Genomic DNA, 14,944 nt, shown 5'->3' with positions numbered 1-14,944 from the left:
TCTCCTGTGGAAATCGAGCGTCACGAATACGACGTCGTCGTCATCGGCGCCGGCGGTGCGGGTCTGCGGGCGGCCATCGAAGCCCGCCAGCAGGGCAAGCGGACGGCGATCGTCTGCAAGTCGCTGTTCGGCAAGGCGCACACGGTCATGGCCGAGGGCGGCGCGGCCGCCGCCATGGGCAACGTCAACAGCGACGACAACTGGATGGTGCACTTCCGCGACACCATGCGCGGCGGCAAGTTCCTCAACAACTGGAGGATGGCCGAGCTGCACGCCAAGGAGGCCCCCGACCGGGTCTGGGAGCTGGAGGCGTGGGGCGCGCTGTTCGACCGCACCAAGGACGGCAAGATCAGCCAGCGCAACTTCGGCGGGCACGAGTACCCCCGGCTGGCCCACGTCGGTGACCGCACCGGCCTGGAGCTGATCCGCACCCTGCAGCAGCGGGTGGTCGCGCTCCAGCAGGAGGACGAGAAGCTCCACGGCGACGCCGAGGCGTACATCAAGGTCTTCCAGGAGTGCACGGTGACCCGCCTGCTCAAGGAGACGGGTCCCGGCGGGAGCGGCGCGATCTCCGGGGCCTTCGGCTACTGGCGGGAGAACGGCAAGCTCATCCTGTTCGACGCCCCCGCGATCGTGCTGGCCACCGGCGGCATCGGCAAGTCGTACGTGGTCACGTCCAACTCGTGGGAGTACACCGGCGACGGCCACGCGCTGGCCCTGCTGGCCGGCGCGAAGCTGATCAACATGGAGTTCATCCAGTTCCATCCCACCGGGATGGTCTGGCCGCCCTCCGTGCGGGGCATCCTCGTCACCGAGTCCGTCCGCGGCGACGGCGGGGTGCTGAGAAACTCCGAGGGCAAGCGCTTCATGTTCGACTACATCCCCGAGGTGTTCAAGGACAAGTACGCCACCACCGAGGAGGAGGGCGACCGCTGGTACACCGACCAGGCCAACAACCGCCGTCCTCCGGAGCTGCTCCCCCGTGACGAGGTCGCGCGGGCGATCAACTCCGAGGTGAAGGCGGGCCGCGGATCACCCCAGGGCGGCGTCTACCTGGACGTCTCCACCCGCCTCCCGGCCGCTGAGATCATCAAGCGGCTGCCGTCGATGCACCACCAGTTCAAGGAGCTGGCCGACGTCGATATCACCAAGGAGGCGATGCAGGTCGGCCCGACCTGCCACTACATCATGGGCGGCGTCGAGGTCGACGCCGACACCGGCGCGGCGGGCGTGCCCGGCCTGTTCGCGGCCGGTGAGGTCTCCGGCGGCATGCACGGCTCCAACCGGCTCGGCGGCAACTCGCTGTCCGACCTGCTGGTGTTCGGCCGCCGCGCGGGAGCCGGAGCGGCCTCGTACGTGGACGGTCTCGCGGCCCGGCCGAAGATCTCCGAGGAGGTCGTGGCCGAGGCGAGCGCGGAGGCGCTGGCCCCGCTGGAGCGCGCGGGCGAGAACCCCTACGAGGTCCACCACGAGCTGCAGCGGACGATGAACGAGCTGGTCGGCATCATCCGCAAGGCCGAGGAGGTCTCCGAGGCGCTGGAGGCGGTGGAGAAGCTCAAGGAGCGGGCCCAGGGCGTCGGCGCGGCCGGCAGCCGCATCTACAACCCGGGCTGGCACCTCGCCCTCGACCTGCGCAACATGCTCCTGGTCTCGGAGTGCGTGGCGAAGGCGGCGCTGCTGCGCCAGGAGAGCCGCGGCGGTCACACGCGCGACGACTTCCCCGGCATGTCCGCCGAGTGGCGGACCAAGATCCTGCTCTGCTCCCTCGACGCGGACGGCTCCGGCGTCACGGTCCAGGAGCAGGTGCAGCAGCCGATGCGAGACGACCTCATCCAACTCTTCGACCGCGACGAGCTGAAGAAGTACATCACCGAGGAAGAGCTGGCCGCCTTTGACGCGCTGGCCAAGGAGTAACCATGAGTTACAAGGCGAAGTTCCGCGTGTGGCGGGGCGAGGGCGGCGAGGGCAAGCTCGAGGACTTCACGGTCGAGGTGAACGAGGGTGAGGTCGTCCTCGACATCATCCACAGGCTCCAGGCCACCCAGGCCCCCGACCTCGCCGTTCGCTGGAACTGCAAGGCCGGCAAGTGCGGCTCGTGCTCGATGGAGATCAACGGCAGGCCGAAGCTCGGGTGCATGACCCGGATGTCCACCTTCACCGAGGAGGAGACGATCACCGTGACGCCCATGCGGACGTTCCCGGTGATCAAGGACCTGGTCACGGACGTGTCGTTCAACTACCAGAAGGCCAGGGAGATCCCGTCCTTCACCCCTCCGGCCGACGTGAAGCCGGGCGAGTTCCGCATGCAGCAGATCGACGTCGAGCGGTCCCAGGAGTTCCGCAAGTGCATCGAGTGCTTCATGTGCAACAACGTCTGTCACGTCATCCGTGACCACGAGGAGAACAAGACCAACTTCGCCGGTCCGCGCTTCCTGATGCGGATCGCCGAGCTGGACATGCACCCGTACGACGTGGCCGACCGCAAGGACTCCGCCCAGGAGGAGCACGGTCTGGGCTACTGCAACATCACCAAGTGCTGCACCGAGGTCTGCCCCGAGCACATCAAGATCACTGACAACGCGCTGATCCCCATGAAGGAGCGCGTCGTCGACCGGAAGTACGACCCGCTGGTCTGGCTGGGCAACAAGATCTTCAAGCGTTCCAGCTCGAAGGGCTGACCTTCCCGCCTCTCACGACGGCGCCGCCCACGGGCTCTCCCGGGGCGGCGCCGTCATGTTTCCCCTTTGTTTCCCCGGGCCGCTTTCCCCTTTGTTTCCCCGGGCCGCCCCGACCTGTCCCGGCAGGCCGTGGAGATCGCTCAGGGACGTGCGGGGTCGCTCGCGGACGTGCGCGACGACGATCGTCCGGGCAGAGGGAACGGCGGAGGAGGCCGGCTCAGGTGGAGGCCGGCTCAGGTGGAGGCCGGCTCAGGTGGAACGGCGGAAGAGGCCGCGCTTCTTCTTGCCGGTGTCCTGGCCGGGGAGCGGGTAGACCGCCGTCGGGGTCGGCTCTACGGGAGGCCGCTCGCCTCCGGCCGGCCCGTCGCCGGGACCCGTCTCACCGGAGCCCCGGGCGGGACCGCCCTGCGGCTCGGGTCCGAAGGGCCTGCCCTCGGGACGCTCCTGGCCGGACGGCGTGAAGCCGTCCGGGAGACCGCCCTGGAGGGTCCGATCCTGTGAGAGCCCTTGACCGGGGGCGTCCTTGGAGTCGGGGCCGGAGATGAGATCGGGACCCGCGCCGGAACCGAACGTCCGGAAGTCGTCCCGCGGGCCGCCGACTCCCAGATCGCCCCGGGCGGGCTCCTGCGGGAACGGCGCGCCGGGGAACTCCGGCGCCCCCTGCGGGAGGCGCCCCTCGCCGGAATCGGGGCCGAAGCGCGGGGTGCCCTGGAAGGCGGCCGCCGGGCCGTCCTGAAGCGTCGGGCCGTCCTGAAGCGTCGGGCCGTAGGGCGCCTGTCCGGGCTGCGCGGGCTGCACGGCCTGCCCCGGCTGCGCGTGGCCGGTCTGCGGGTCGTACGGGGCACCGTGGCCGGCGACCGGCTGCTGCTCGTAGCCGGGCGCGGGCAGGTACGCCGTCGTCTGGTCGTACCCCTGGGGGTACTGCTCGGGGGCGTATCCCTCCGGATAGACGGGGGCGTACATCTGCATGGGCACGAAGCTGATGATCGGCGCGTAGGCCGTACCGCCCTGGTAGGGGCCGGGGCCGTAACCGGGGCCGGCGGGGTAGGCCATCGGGTCCATCGGGTCGCGGCCCATCCCGCGCGGGCCCGCCCTGCGGACGGCCGCGGCGTGCGCCAGGCGGCGCAGCCTGCCCTCGAAGATCAGGACGGCGAACAGCACCAGCAGCACCAGGATCAGCGCCGGGATGCCGAGCTGGCGGCTCAGCGTGGCCCCGTCGAACTCGGAACCCGCGTTGCGGATCTCGTACACGGAGGTGCCCGAGGCGCTCTCGTCGAGCGTCGCGGTGTCGGACGGCGTGGACCCGACGGTGGGGAGCTGCTGGTTCGGCTCGGGGTTGGTCGACGGGAACTGGGGTTCGTCGTTCTCCGTCGGGGTCTCGGCGGGCGGGGTCACCGGGGGCGCCGCGGTGTTCTGGACCGGCGGCGGAGGCTGCACGGCCTCGGTCTCCTGGGGAGGAGGCGGCGGGGCCGGCGTGGTCTTGGTGGGCTTCGGCGACGCCGGGACGGTGATCGTGGTGGTCACGGTCTTCTGCGGCACCGGGTTCTCCTCGGAGCCGCCGCCCTGCGGGTCCTCGGTGACCGTGACGGTGACGATCGGCGTGGCCTCCTCGCAGGGGCCCGAGGGATCGACGTCACACCCCTCGACCTGCGAGGGATTGACACCCATCACCCTGACGGTCGCCCCGGCCGCGGAGGATCCGGTGAGCGGCGCCAGGGCGAGCAGGACGACGCCGCTGAGTCCCACGGACATCACAACGGCGGAGACAGCTGCCCTGTGCCGTGCTCGCGTCACCGGTGCCCTCCGCGCAATCAACCATGAACACGTCAAAGAAATACTAGTTGGGCAAAAGTAACAGTAAACCGCGTTTTACAAAACGTGTCGCGATCGGCGACGGCGCTGGATCCTCCGCTGCAACCAGAGGAGACCGAGCAGCGCCCCCACCGCCGCTCCAACCGCGGGGAGACCGCGGACCCCTGTCAGCAGCGGGCTTGACTCGGCGACCGGCTGGACCTGGCCGCTCGAACCGTCGAGGTCCTGCGGGAGAGGCGCGCCCTGCGGGCGCGGATCCTGCGGGAGAGGCACCTGCGCGGCGGGGAAGGCGCCCGCCTGCGGCAGCTGGAGGCCGTTCGCGAGACCGGGCATCTGGCCCGCCCCCGCCATTCCCATCGAGACCGGCGGCATCATGGGCCCCGGAGCGCCCGGCATCCCCGCCCCGCCCGGCTGCGCGCCCGGCATCTGCACCCCACCCGGCTGCGCGTTCGGCATCTGCACCCCACCCGGCACCGGCATCTGCACCCCGCCGGGCATCGGCATCTGCGGCCCGCCCGGCTGCCGGCCCATCGCCGGGTAACCCGCTCCGGGGTGGCCGGGAGGCAGCGGCCCGCCCATCGGCCCGCCCACCCCTCGCGGCGGCACGCCCGGCTGTCCCATCCCCGGCGCCATGCCCCCGATCCCCGGATAGCCCTGGATCATCGGCTGACCCATGCCCTGTCCCGGCATGGCGGGCTGCCCCGCGGATCTCCCGCCGACCCCCGGATAGCCGGGGACCATCGGCCCGACCACGGGCCGGCGCGCTCCGGACCGGCCGGCGATCTTCCGCCCGCCTCCCGGCTGGACGGGACCGAGCGCCTGGAGGTTCAACCCCGGCTGCGGCACCCCGGGCAGGCCGGTCATCGGCTGACCGATTCCGGGCCGGCCCACCCCTGGCTGACCTGTCATCGGCTGGCCGATCCCAGGCCGGCCTGGGCCCGCGTGCCGGAGAGCCGACCGGCCCACCCCCTGCCCGCGCGCACCGGACCGGCCTGCCGCCTTCCGCCCGGCCGCCTTGCGACCCGCCTGGGAGCCCACGGCCGAATGGTTCCTACCGTTCTGTCCCTGAAGCGTGGGGGCCGCGGGCACTCCCGCCGGCGGTACGGCGGCCTGCCCCTGGCCGGGCACGCCGGTCCCGGCCTCGGGCACGACGCCCGGAGCCGCGGCGCCGTTCGAAAGCCGGTTCCCCTCCAGAAGCCGGGTCCCTTCCGGAAGCCGTGTTCCCCCGGCCGGAAGTCGCGTTCCCCCGGGAAGGCTCGTCCCGTCCGGCGCGAGACCGGGGACGCCCGGACCCGCGGGACGGTCGGGAGCGGCAGCCGCGCCCGGAACCCGTACGGGGGCCGGAGCGGCCCCGGAGGACCCGGCCTCCTGGCGCCCGCCCGGCGCGGCGACCCGCGTCTCGTGGGAGGCCGCCGGGCCTCCCGTCGCTCCCGCGCCCCCGGGCAGCGCACGCGTCTGCGGGCTCACCGGAGCGCCGGCCCTCGGCGGAGCGCCCGGCCCGGCGGGAAGCGCGGAGGCCGCCGGGCCCGGAAGCGCGGCGGTGCCGCTCGCCTCCGTACCGGCCGCGCCCGCCCGTGGAGCCGGGGCGACGAACGCCTTTCCGAGAAGGTCGAGCAGGAACTCCGACGTACGCCGCTCGGCCCTGCGCGCCGCCACGGTCTCCGGGGTCTCCGGTGCGACCTGAGGAGCACCGCCGGCGTTCGGGTTGCCCGGTACGGCCTGAGGAGCACTCCCGGCGTCCGGGCTGCCCGGGGCGGCCTCAGGAGCACCCTCGGCCTCCGGATCGCCCGGTGCGGCCCGGGGAACATCCTCGACCTCCGGGCTGCCCGGTACGCCCTGAGACGCACCCTCACCCTCCGGGCTGCCCGGTGCGGCCTCGGGTGCGCCCTCGGCGTCCTCGGCCGCCTGGGGCACCCTGAGGACCATGCTGGCGGCACCTGGTGCCCCGACTCCGAGGGCGTCCGCGGACCTGTCCTCCCTCGCGGCGCGGGCGTGCTCCAGCGTCTCCGGACCTCCGACGACGCCCCCGTCCGGCCCCATCGCCGCGTCCGTGCTCCTGATCGTGCTCTGAGCCTGCTGTCTCACCGTCTCGCCGCCGGGCCCGCTCATCCGGGCCACGGCGGTCACCGTGACGTCCTGCGGGCGCTCGGGCGCGGCGAGCAGCACGTCGACGGTGCCGCCCTGGGCGGGCAGGGCGCCGATCACGCACACCCCCGCCCCCTTGGGAACGGGCGCCGAGGACCTGGTCTCCTCAGGGCACTCGATGCCCGCGAGCGCCTCGGCGGGAGTCGTCAGGACCGCCAGCCGCGCGTCGGAGCCCGGCCCCTGCAGGCGGATGCGGAAGCGGATCGCCCGGTCGTCCCGGCTTCCCGGCGCCCACGCGCCGGGGTCGGCCGCGGCCAGGTCGAGAGGCAGCGCGGCCGGCTCGTCCATCTGGACGGCGTACACCCCCGAGGCTCCGAGGATGAGCACCCCCGCTCCAACAGCGGACACTAACCCAGTACCACGCCACCATACGGTCACCGCAAATCTCCGTTCCCCGGGTACGGACACGCGACATCGCCACGTCCAGTAGCAGTTATGTCACGTTGCGGAGTCGATCAATCCTTATTGAACCGACCTTGCCCATCGTTGAGGCGACCTTGTACCGCCCGGACGATTGGAAGGTCCGCGGGGAGCCACGCCACGTCGTAGAGCTCGTCCTCGGTCAGCCAGCGCAGGTCCAGATGCTCCCTCGCCTCGGGCTTGCCCTCGGCGACCACCGCGAGCCAGACCCGCAGGACGTAGCCTCCGGCGAGCGCCCAGTCCCCGCCGACGCGCTCGCCCACCTCGATCAGCACGCCGAGCTCCTCCTGGCACTCCCTGACCAGTGCCGTGTGCTCGTCCTCGCCGGGATCGACCTTCCCCCCGGGAAGCTCCCATCCTCCGGCCAGCTCGGGAGGGTCGGCACGCTGGGCGGCGAGCAGTCTCCCGTCGCCGTCGACGATGGCGGCGCCCACAACGACCTTTTCCATGGCTCCCGATTCTGTCAGCCCTGCTCCCGCGCCTTGAGCTGCGCGAGGATCTGGGGGTGTTGCAGCGGCCGGGTGAACCCCACGATCCCGGTGCGTTCCCGGTAGGTGGTGACCTTGATCGGCCCGCACAGCCGGCATCTCGCCTCGACCATCTTGCCCGGAGAGACCACCATTCCCACGTGCCCGGGACGGTCTGGGCCGGTTCCTGGACCGGAGTTGAAGAAGACGAGGTCCCCCGCCCGCTCCTCCCCCTCGGGAACCTCGATGCCGAACGGCCACTGTCCGAACGTGGTGCGCGGGATGGTGAGGCCGACGCTGCGGTAGGCCATGTAGATGATCCCCGAGCAGTCGTAGCCGGCGGGGCCCGTACCGCCCCAGATGTAGGGCTTGCCGCGCTGGGCGAGCGCGTACTGGAGGATCGCGGCCACCGTGCTCGTCGGCGCCGCCTCCAGCATGGGCTCGTCGCAGCTCTCGTCCGCCTCGGGCGGGGTGGTGACCTCGCCGTCCTTGGCGTACTTCCCGGCGATCTCCATGACCTGGTCGACGTACCACCAGGCACGGTTGTAGACGAACAGCGAACGTCGCACCTCCTCCGGCGCGCCGTTCCGCTTCAGCATCTTCGCCGCGCCTAGGATGGCGTCCGCCGGGTTGTACACGTCGGCCCAGCCGTCTCCGTCGCCGTCGGAGGCGTAACCGTTGAACCTGGACGGGATCTTGATCTTGGCCTTGCCGCCCCACGTGCTGATGAGAAACTGCATCGGCCCGGCGGCGCCCGCGTAGTTGGTGCCGCTCCGCACACCGGGGAGCGTGGAGCGGCCGTGGTTGGTCTCGCGCTTGCCGACCCCGGCGAGCACGTTCCACTGCACGCCGACCTTGCGGCCGTGCTCGCGGTACAGCTTCAGATACTCCTCGGGGATGTCGGACGTCGCGGTCTCCGACTGGTCGTCCGCCTGCCCGCCCTCCTCGCAGTCGGGCTGCGCCTCCCCGGTGACCGTGGGGAACGACGGGAAACCGCTGATCATCATCATCGGCGCCATGATCAGCGTGATCAGGCAGAGCGCGGCGACTCCGAGGATCAGCGCGAGCCGGAGGTTCTTGTTATCCCTCATCCACCCTCGCCGTCCGTCCCTCCGAGCCCCTGCACGACCCCGCCGACCACCCCGCCACGCCCGTACGCGGCCCCGCCGCCCGTCCCGCCACAGCCGTGCGCGATCCCGTCACGCCCGTACGCGGCCCCGCCGCCCGTCCCGGCACGCGCGTACGCGGCCCCGCCGACCGCTCCGCCGCAGCCGTGAGCGATCCCGTCACGCCCGTCACGCCGGTACGCGGCCCCGCCGCCCGTCCGCTCCCGCCCGCGCGCGAACCCGCGCCCCGTCCGCTCCCGCCGCTCATCCGGTCGCGCCGGTCTCGAAGGGCTGGTCGTCCCCCTCCTGGCCGGAGTCGGCGGGCTGGAGGTCGTGGACCCGCCATTCGGCGCCGACCTGGATGAGGGTGACGGCGTACTCCGCGGTCCGCTCGTTCACCCCGCTCCTGGCCGTGACGTTCTGGGTGCCGACGACCACGAAGACCACCGAGGCGCTGTCGATCTGCCGGATCTCCCTCACCCGCGCCGCCCCGACGGAGACGACCTCGTCGGCCTTGTTCGCCTCGACGGTGCCCGGCGAGGTGACGGTCCGCAGCAGCGCCCCCGAGAACTCCTCCGTGACGTATCCCTTGAGGCGGTCGCCGTAGACCGCCGGGTCCTCGTCGTAGCTGAAGGTGCCGTACTCGGCGGTGAACCGCTGCGCGTAGTCGGCGGCCGCGGCCAGTTCCTGCTTGGTCATCGGCAGGTAGGAGTAGACGTCGAAGGGCGCGTTGCTCGCCGTCGCCGCCGGGCGCGCCGGCTCCGCGGCCGGTTCCTGCCCTGACGCCACGGTGCGGGTGACGCCCGCCGGCTCCGCCCGGGTCTCCGGCCCCGTGCCGGTGTCGGGCCACATGGTCAGGTAGACGCCGACGGCGGCGAGTATCACGACCAGCACCGCGAAGACGGTCCCCCGCCGGCTGCCTCCCTCGGTCATCGTCAGTCCTTGTCGCGGTTGGACGGGCGCAGCCAGAACGGCGGCGGCTCACCGGCCTCCCCGCCGCGCTCCACCCGCCTGGTGATCCAGAGCGGGGGCGCCTCGGACGACCTGCCCCCGGAGTCGCGGTTCCGCGAACCACCGGAACCTGAGGAGCTCCGGGAGGAGCCACCGCCACCGAAGATGCTCCCGCCGGAACCGCCGGAACCCGAGGAACCTGAAGAACCCGAGGAGCCCCGGGAGGATCCGCCGCTACGCGACCCCGAGCCGGAGCCGCCCCGCGAGGAGCCGCCGCCGAAGATACTCGTGCCCGAGCGACCGCCCCCCGACGAACCCGAGGAGCCCGAGGACCTGCCCGACGAGGGCGCCGAGGGCCTGACCGCCGGGGCGCCGGACGACCTGCCCGCCGAGGAGCCGCCGCCCGAACCGCCTTGCGGGGCCCAGCCACCGGAACGGCCGCCGAACCAGCCGCCCGAAGCACCCGATCCCCCCGACCCCGAACCACCCGAACCGCCCGAGCCGCGCCCGGAGGAGCCTCCGGACCTGGTGGGGGGCGCGCCGCCGCCCGTACCGGCCCCGGAGAGGTTGAGCGGCGGCGCCGCGCCGGTGCGGGCCGCGGTGACCGGCCTGCCGGTGCCCCTGCGCCGTCCGGCCGCCTGGGGGTCGGTGTCGAGCGGCGCCGGTTGCGCGCCGACCGGGACCCGGGTGCCCGACGGCGTGCCCGGCGTGCCACCGCCGTCCTCGCCGCGGACCTTGCCCTGGGCGACCGCCGCCGCGGCCGCGCCGACGGAGGCCCCACCGGCCATCGCGGCCGCCTGCAGCATCGGCTCGGCCTTGCGCATGCCCCACCGGCCCGCCCTCGCCGCCGCGACCGGCGGCAGCACGGACGCGGCCCGCTGCAGGGTCGGCGCGGTCGCCGCGTCGCCGAGCATCCGGGTGGTGAGCGTGTGCCCGTCCATGGACGAGAACAGGTGCTGGAACGGCCGCCGGTAGAAGAACACCGCGATCGTGAGGATCGCCATGAACATGACCTGCATGCCCCACGGCATCGCCGTGGAGATGATCAGGGCGTAGCCGTACACGAGCACGCCGAGGACGAGGGCGAGCACGGCCTGTCTCAGCAGGGTGCCTATCAGCATCTCCACCCAGCGCATGGCGATGATCCGCCCGGAGCCCGGATGGACGCCGATCAGCAGGAAGACCGGCGCGAGGATCAGCAGCAGCAGGAACCCGACCTTGAGGACCAGCAGCGAGACCGCCACCAGGAAGATCAGCAGCCCCGCGACCACCGCGGCCATGAAGGCCCCGATCGCGACCCCCAGGCGGCTCGTCCAGTCCTTGCCCTGGAACAGGGGGAAGACCGGCGTGTTCTGCAGCTTGTCGGCGACCTCCGTCTCGTACCGCGCCTGGTGGGAGCCCGCCACCGGTGTCTGCTCGGCCTTCATCTCGGCCGCGTCGATCGTCTGGATCTCCAGGAGCTTGGCGCCGAACACCTTGATGATGGGGGCGTCGGCGTCGGCCGTGCCGAACTGGCCCATCAGCCACGGCTTGCAGACCAGGGTGGACCAGAGCGCGTCGGAGTTCTGCTCGACGCCGGGCACGCCGCTCTGGCCGTACCCACCGCCCTTGACCTGCGGGTTGGTGTCACCCTTGGCGGGCAGACAGGAGGTCCCGCCCGCGCCGGGCAGGCCGGAGAAGGCGGAGTTGACCACCTCGCCGGTCTTGTCGGTGACGACCTTGCCCAGCCCGGTGAGGTCGCCGGGGCGGCTGAAGAACCAGACCGCCACCGTGACCGCGAGGACCATCCAGATGACGCCCTCGGCGGTGGTGGTGGCGCGCTTGCGGATCAGCCCGTACCAGGCCAGCCAGATGGCGCCCAGGATCACCAGCGGCCGCAGGTACGGCCAGTACATGGCGTCGGCCAGGCGGACCACCATGTCGTCGACGACGTTCTTGATCGACTCCAGCGGGCCCTCGGTGGCCGCCGCCTGGTAGGTCGTGATGGTCAGCCGGTCCAGCGCCTTGGCCCACAGGAAGACCGTGTTGGCCATCGCGTTGCCCATCACCGCCGCGATGTCGTCGCAGCCGAGCAGGTGGGTGTGCCAGAACTGGCCGCTCATGCCGTACGTCGCGTAGTTGCCCTGAACCGCCGGGGGCTGCCCGGGGGCCTGCGCCGCCGGGGCGCCCGGTTGGGCGGCGTCGGGGAGCGGCGGCTGGATCAGGCCGTCGACGCCTCCGGCGACCATGTCCGGGGACAGGTCGGGCGACATGTCACAGGGAGCCGCGGCGACGGCCGTGGACGTGTCGTCGGGGAACACCAGCGGCAGCGCGAGGAAGGCGGCCAGCGCCACCAGCCCGATGGCGACCCGCCTGCCGAGCCGTCCCCTGCGGGAGGCCCGCTCGCGGGAGCCTCGCGTCTCGCGCGGCCCGCGAAGGCCACCGACGCCACGCGGCCCGCGCAGACCGACCAGCCCACGCAGACCACTCAGCCCACACAGGCCACTCAGCCCACGCAGACCAACCAGCCCGTACAGCCCGCGAAGACCCTTCGGCCCCTTGGGGGACCGTCTCTCGCGGGAGCCCTCAAATCCCTTGCGGGAGCCTTTCATGACCGCACCTCCAGCGCCGCAGCCCCCGGCCTACCGACTCTGTCGCCCCCAGGAAGATCATGCACTTTCTCGTCGGGTTTGTCGTGGGTCGGGTTCGTGTCCAGCCAGCGCAGCAGCTCGTCCGAGATCAGGTCCACCCCGATACGGCCCGCGCGACCGTCCAGATCCCGGAAGACGCATTCGCCGTTACCGAGCGAGCGCAGCACCGCCTTGTGCTCCTCGGACGGTTCGACCCCGAGCAGCGCCATCACGTGCTCCACCTCGACCCGTTCCGTGGAGCGGAACGCGAAGACCGACGACAGGCAGTTGGTCACCTGCTCGCTCAGCAGGTCCCCGGCGTTCTGCGAGACCAGGACCAGCGCCGTGTTGCGGGAACGGCCCATCCGGCTCACCTCGGGCACCAGCTTGGCGCCCTCGGGGGTGGAGGTGATCGCCCACGCCTCGTCCAGGAAGATCGCCTTGGGTGTCCGCCGGTCCAGGCCGTTCATCAGACCTCGCGCGAACTGCGCGACGAGATAGAGCAGCGCCACCGACAGCCTCTGCTCGTACGAGTAGTCGTCGCGGCCGGTGGAGGCGTCGGGCAGCGTCAGGCCGCCCAGGGTGAAGACCGTGGTCCAGCCCTCGGTGTCGATCTGGTCGCCGCCCGAGGGGTCGAAGCAGAGCCTGGCCAGATGCATGTCCGACATGGAGCGGAGCACCGCGCCCAGGTTCTTGGAGGCGGCGTCCTCGGTGCGCTCCAGGTAGTCGACGACCTTGCCCAGCGACGGGTCCTCGGCGTTGGACACCGCCGCGACCGCCTGGATCATCGCCGACTCGCGCTCCTCCGACATGCGGGGCAGCAGCAGGCGCAGGGTCTCGGTGGCCATCGTCTTCTTCGCCGCGAGGTCGTCGCCGAACGAGAACGGGTCGAGCAGGCCGGGGGCCGCCGAGCCCAGCGGGATGATCCGCGCCTTCCTGCCCCGCTTCTTCAGCAGCTGCACCAGCGAGTCGGCGTCGCCCTTGGGGTCGATGACCGCGACCGTCACCCCGCGCAGCGCCATCTGGTAGATCATCAGCAGCGCCAGCGTGGTCTTGCCGCCCCCGGGCTCGCCGGTGATGGCGATGGCCGTCGGCCGGTTGCGCGTCGCCGCCACCAGCGGGTCGAAGTGCACGATGCTGCGGGCCCGGCCCAGGGTCTCCCCGACGTACGGGCCCATCCAGCCCGAGGCGCTCTCGTCGACCCGGTCACCCAGGTCGACGGTGGCGGTGGCCATCCCACCCGCGATGGTGCGCAGCGGCTGCCGCTGCGCGTAGGCGTTGACCCGGACCCGCTCCCCCGGCAGCGTCTCGCAGAACAGCGAGAACTGGTCGCCGGTGGAGTTGACGATGTCGATGCCCATGTCGCGGTAGTGCTCCACGACCGCCTCGACCCGCTGCACGCAGATCTCCTCGGTCGGGGCCGACACGATGAGGCGGTGCCAGCCGTACACGAACGGCAGGCGCTCCTTGGTGATGCCGTGCTCCAGCATCCGGGCCGCGTCGATCTGCTCGGCGAGGGCGAGCGGCGCCTCCGCGCCCGCCTCCCGGATGTGGATGTCCATGTCACGGGCGTGGGCGAGCTTGCGCGCCACGTCCTTGCTCGCCTTGACCGGCGGGATCAGCCGCATCCGCGAACTGATCTCCACGGGGAAGGGCAGCTGGTCGGCGAAGTGCATCCAGGGCTCGCCGTCGGGGAAGGGCATGAGGTCGGGGAAGCGGGCGAAGGACATGTGGGCCACGTAGGAGTCGCCCTGCGGCTGCTCGATCCGCAGCAGCGCCCTGCCGTTGTGGATCTGCCCTTCGACGAGGGACTCGATCTCGCCCTGCCCCCACCTGCGCTTGGGGCTCGCCGAGGCAGGGGGGTCGCCGAGCGATCCGGTCGTGGCGTGCTGGAAGAGCCAGGCGAGCTCGACGGAGGTGGCGTGCCTGGCGTACAGCGCGCTGGCCGACAGCGCCCGGCCCAGCCGTTCCGCCTGCTCGGACCACTTGGCGATCTCCGCCTTGGGGACGTGGTCGTCCTCGATGCCCAGGGCCTTCTCGCTGCGCTGGTAGAAGCCGAAGAGCTGCGAGAGGACCCCGGTGCCCAGCTGCCGCCCACGCGTGCCGAGCCGCACGCCGAGGTAGACCTCCTTGGTCCAGAAGTCCTTGGCCCAGACGTGGCGGTACATGTCCTCCAGGTAGTCGCGCCAGCCCGGCCCCTCGTCGGAGGTGGCGTTCAGCGCCATCGCCCACTCGGCGGCGGGGTAGGTGCGGTGCGCCACGCGCAGGTGCACCTCGGCGTCGGGCATGCGGATGGCGGCCAGCGCGATCGTGATGTTGGTGGCCAGCGCCTCCCGCTCCTCGGGAGTGATGAACTCGTAGCTCACGGTGGGAAGCCTGAAATAGGCCCAGACCGACGACTCGGTCAGCAGGATCCGGTCGTCGAAGTATCGGACGGCCAGGCGGCTGCGGGTCCGGGAGGCGCGGCTCACAGCCCCTCCCCCACCGCTCGCGCGGCCCGGCGCCCACGATCTCCGGACCCCTCGCCGGCCCGGATCCCGCCACACCCGTCCACCCGCGCCCCGCCCGGCACACCCGCGCGAATCCTCTCGAAGCGGACCATGTCGACCCGGTCCGGCCCGCTCACCCGCGCCCGGCCCGACCCGCTCGCCCACACCTCGCACGCCCCGCTCACCCGCGCCCGGTCCGGCCGGCTCGCCCGGACTCCGGCCTGCCCGCTCACCACCTGCACCTCGTCTCGCCCGTTCACCACATCT

10 protein-coding genes are annotated in these 14,944 nt (G+C 72.2%); 2 read left to right on the top strand and 8 right to left on the bottom strand.

The window, feature by feature from the left end:
- Window positions 1-6 precede the first annotated feature (6 nt).
- Entirely contained in the window at window positions 7-1,914 is a 1,908-nt protein-coding gene (locus ACFYWM_RS07250) for a fumarate reductase/succinate dehydrogenase flavoprotein subunit (protein ID WP_389909942.1), read from the top strand.
- Between the two features lie 2 nt (window positions 1,915-1,916).
- Window positions 1,917-2,678 carry a succinate dehydrogenase/fumarate reductase iron-sulfur subunit gene (locus tag ACFYWM_RS07245; RefSeq protein ID WP_389909939.1) on the top strand — a complete coding sequence of 254 codons (762 nt, stop codon included), beginning with the start codon at window positions 1,917-1,919 and terminating at the stop codon, window positions 2,676-2,678.
- Between the two features lie 249 nt (window positions 2,679-2,927).
- On the opposite strand, the gene ACFYWM_RS07240 is transcribed toward ACFYWM_RS07245, so the two are convergent.
- The 8 genes from ACFYWM_RS07240 to ACFYWM_RS07205 form a co-directional block, all read right to left on the bottom strand.
- Window positions 2,928-4,430: a hypothetical protein gene (locus ACFYWM_RS07240; protein WP_389909937.1), complete on the bottom strand. Its 1,503-nt coding sequence runs from the start codon at window positions 4,428-4,430 to the stop codon at window positions 2,928-2,930.
- A gap of 117 nt (window positions 4,431-4,547) precedes the next feature.
- Entirely contained in the window at window positions 4,548-6,962 is a 2,415-nt protein-coding gene (locus tag ACFYWM_RS07235) for a hypothetical protein (protein ID WP_389909934.1), read from the bottom strand.
- Between the two features lie 128 nt (window positions 6,963-7,090).
- Window positions 7,091-7,504, bottom strand: a complete 414-nt coding sequence (locus ACFYWM_RS07230; RefSeq protein ID WP_386266051.1) for a (deoxy)nucleoside triphosphate pyrophosphohydrolase — start codon at window positions 7,502-7,504, stop codon at window positions 7,091-7,093.
- Between the two features lie 14 nt (window positions 7,505-7,518).
- Window positions 7,519-8,613 carry a C40 family peptidase gene (locus ACFYWM_RS07225; protein WP_389909930.1) on the bottom strand — a complete coding sequence of 365 codons (1,095 nt, stop codon included), beginning with the start codon at window positions 8,611-8,613 and terminating at the stop codon, window positions 7,519-7,521.
- Window positions 8,614-8,892: 279 nt separating this feature from the next.
- Window positions 8,893-9,561, bottom strand: coding sequence for a hypothetical protein (locus ACFYWM_RS07220; protein WP_389909927.1), 669 nt, complete (start codon window positions 9,559-9,561; stop codon window positions 8,893-8,895).
- Between the two features lie 2 nt (window positions 9,562-9,563).
- Complete coding sequence (locus ACFYWM_RS07215) at window positions 9,564-12,170, bottom strand: type IV secretion system protein (protein ID WP_389909925.1); 2,607 nt, start codon at window positions 12,168-12,170, stop codon at window positions 9,564-9,566.
- The gene (locus tag ACFYWM_RS07210; RefSeq protein ID WP_389909922.1) at window positions 12,167-14,659 is read right to left on the bottom strand and encodes an ATP-binding protein; all 2,493 of its coding nucleotides are present in this window, start codon (window positions 14,657-14,659) and stop codon (window positions 12,167-12,169) included. Before ACFYWM_RS07210 ends, ACFYWM_RS07215 begins: the two co-directional genes overlap by 4 nt.
- Entirely contained in the window at window positions 14,656-14,937 is a 282-nt protein-coding gene (locus ACFYWM_RS07205; protein WP_389909919.1) for a hypothetical protein, read from the bottom strand. The genes ACFYWM_RS07210 and ACFYWM_RS07205 overlap by 4 nt, the downstream gene beginning before the upstream one ends.
- Window positions 14,938-14,944 lie beyond the last annotated feature (7 nt).

The organism is Streptosporangium sp. NPDC002721 (genome assembly GCF_042888905.1).
GTDB lineage: Bacteria > Actinomycetota > Actinomycetes > Streptosporangiales > Streptosporangiaceae > Streptosporangium.
This window is presented reverse-complemented; position numbering and strand designations above follow the sequence as displayed.

What these genes read in the sequence shown, in the direction of transcription:
- ACFYWM_RS07240 (WP_389909937.1), bottom strand. Translation starts at nt 4,430, where the DNA reads ATGTCCGTGGGACTCAGCGGCGTCGTCCTGCTCGCCCTGGCGCCGCTC.
- ACFYWM_RS07220 (WP_389909927.1), bottom strand. Translation starts at nt 9,561, where the DNA reads ATGACCGAGGGAGGCAGCCGGCGGGGGACCGTCTTCGCGGTGCTGGTC.
- ACFYWM_RS07225 (WP_389909930.1), bottom strand. Translation starts at nt 8,613, where the DNA reads ATGAGGGATAACAAGAACCTCCGGCTCGCGCTGATCCTCGGAGTCGCC.
- ACFYWM_RS07245 (WP_389909939.1), top strand. Translation starts at nt 1,917, where the DNA reads ATGAGTTACAAGGCGAAGTTCCGCGTGTGGCGGGGCGAGGGCGGCGAG.
- ACFYWM_RS07230 (WP_386266051.1), bottom strand. Translation starts at nt 7,504, where the DNA reads ATGGAAAAGGTCGTTGTGGGCGCCGCCATCGTCGACGGCGACGGGAGA.
- ACFYWM_RS07215 (WP_389909925.1), bottom strand. Translation starts at nt 12,170, where the DNA reads ATGAAAGGCTCCCGCAAGGGATTTGAGGGCTCCCGCGAGAGACGGTCC.